The organism is Kitasatospora sp. NPDC008115, from assembly GCF_042957205.1.
Lineage (GTDB): Bacteria > Actinomycetota > Actinomycetes > Streptomycetales > Streptomycetaceae > Kitasatospora.
Map to the genome: position 1 here is coordinate 1 of NZ_JBIBHU010000086.1, position 1995 is coordinate 1995.

2 protein-coding genes are annotated in these 1995 nt (G+C 63.6%); both read left to right on the forward strand.

Translation table 11 applies throughout. From position 1 onward, the window contains the following. Positions 1-1044, forward strand: a 1044-nt coding sequence (locus ACFZBX_RS36915; protein WP_391538197.1) for a polymorphic toxin-type HINT domain-containing protein, incomplete at its 5' end; no start/stop codon positions are given. A 6-nt stretch (positions 1045-1050) separates the two neighbouring features. Next, positions 1051-1593 (forward strand): Imm1 family immunity protein, encoded by a 543-nt coding sequence (locus ACFZBX_RS36920; protein ID WP_391538198.1) that lies wholly within the window; start codon positions 1051-1053, stop codon positions 1591-1593. The last annotated feature ends 402 nt before the right edge of the window (positions 1594-1995 follow it).

Genomic DNA, 1995 nt, shown 5'->3' on the forward strand with positions numbered 1-1995 from the left:
ATCCTGACCTGCGTCAACATGGTGCCCCTCGTCGGCTACATCAGCGTCGGAGTGAAATGGGGCAAGAAGCTCAGCGGAGTCGCCGACGACATCACGGACTGGGCCAAAAGCAAGTGGCCCTGGGGCAAGAAGCCCAAGCCGAACCTGCCCCCGTGCCTCAACAGCTTCCCCGGCGGCACCCGAGTCCTCATGGGCGACGGCACCAACCGCCCCATCGAGACTATTCGGCCCGGCGACCAGGTCGCAGCAGCTGACCCCACCACTGGTGAATCCGGCCCGCGCACGGTCGCAGCGGTCATCTACACCTCCGACGACCGCGATTACACCGAACTGATCATAACGGCTGCTGACGGTACGCAGTCTGCCGTCACCGCCACTGACCACCACCCCTTCTGGGTACCGACTCTCGGCCAGTGGACCGACGCCGCGGACATTCGTCCAGGCGACACTCTGCGCACGGACACCGGCACCGCAGTCCTAGTGGCCTCCGTCCGGCACTGGACCGCACTCGCCCCTGCCTACAACCTCGCCGTCGCCGATCTGCACACCTACCACGTGCTCGCAGGCGACACCCCACTGCTTACCCACAACTGCCCCAAGCAAATCGAAGAAGCCTTCGCGGGGCTGGACAAGCGGACCAACTCGAACGGTCGGACCCAGGGAACGGTCTTCTTCTCCGACGGCAAGGGCGGTCTGGAAAAGTTCGCCGAAAAGATCAACAGCGGCCACAGCGAAAGCCGGTCGGCCGCCATTACTCAGTTTTTGGCCCAAAGCGGCATGCCGACTGGCCTTCCCGTTCACCCGGCAGCGGCACATCTGGAGACCAGGCTTGCCTGGCTGATGAGCAACTCCGCGGATCCAAAGTTCAACAAGATGGAAATCGTCATCAACAATGCTGATGGCGTCTGTCCCAACCAGTGCCCGATCACGGTCCCGAAGATCCTCTACGACGATCAAGAGATAGTCGTGTGGTACAAGGACTCCAATGGCAACACCACGAAAGCGCCCACACTGAAGGGGACACGGCCCCGTGGGAAGAGGTAGTCTGGCATGGTGCTGAATGCTAGATACGACATGCAGTGGCGTCACGCCGATAACTGGAATGACGCCAGCTCGCTCATTGACATGACCCTTGCCGCACTGAAGCCGTACCAGGAAAGGAGGGATAATATCCTGGCGCCGGGAACCATGGCCATGTTCTGCCTTGCCGAACACCCTCTCAGTGATGGCGCCGAGGGCGACAGCACCCTGCTCGTATCCGCGAACTCGAACACCGGGTTCGGAGCGCTGATCTGGTACCTCGCGGACGGTAATCCGCTGAAGCGGGGCATCTTTGAACATGCCTGGATCTCGGACAACCCGCAGCCGCCAGAGTTCGACCCTCGAGTGGTTTCAGATAGTGGATACCCTCTTTTCCATGATCGTGCCAGCACATTGCCCATCAGCAAGGTGAGAGCCGCATTGGAGGAGTTTGCCCGCACGGGAACGGGTGAACGTCCAGAATGCATCTCATGGACACTTGGAAATATTGACGGGCAGCGTCACGATCGGGCTCCCATCTGGGAGTTCGACGAGGAGGAAACACCCTTCTAGAGAAGGGCGCTCCAGAGGGCCTGCTCCGGGGCCGCTTAGTCGGCGGTCCCGGAGCGGAGGGCTCAGGACCTCCACACCGAGGCGTCATCCGAATCCTCCGAGCCGAGCCGCCTCGCGCCGCGCCGTCTGCTGCGTCCCGGTCCCGCCAAGAACGACCAGGAGTGATCCCGGTGATCCACGACATCGACCGCCTGCTGGAGGGCGCAGGTCCCGACGCCGCCGCCCGGCCCCGCTACGATCTGGAGGCCCGCCGCCGCGACATCGCCGAGCGGCACGCCGCCCGCCGTACGGCGTCGCCGTCCGCCCCGCCGCCGCCGAGTACGCCCTCGCCGGCAACGACGAGGCCGTCGTCGACTATGTCATGGCCGGCTGGAAGACCTCCGCCGAGCAGGACGACCGCAC

What these genes read in the sequence shown, in the direction of transcription:
- ACFZBX_RS36920 (WP_391538198.1), top strand. Translation starts at nt 1,051, where the DNA reads ATGGTGCTGAATGCTAGATACGACATGCAGTGGCGTCACGCCGATAAC.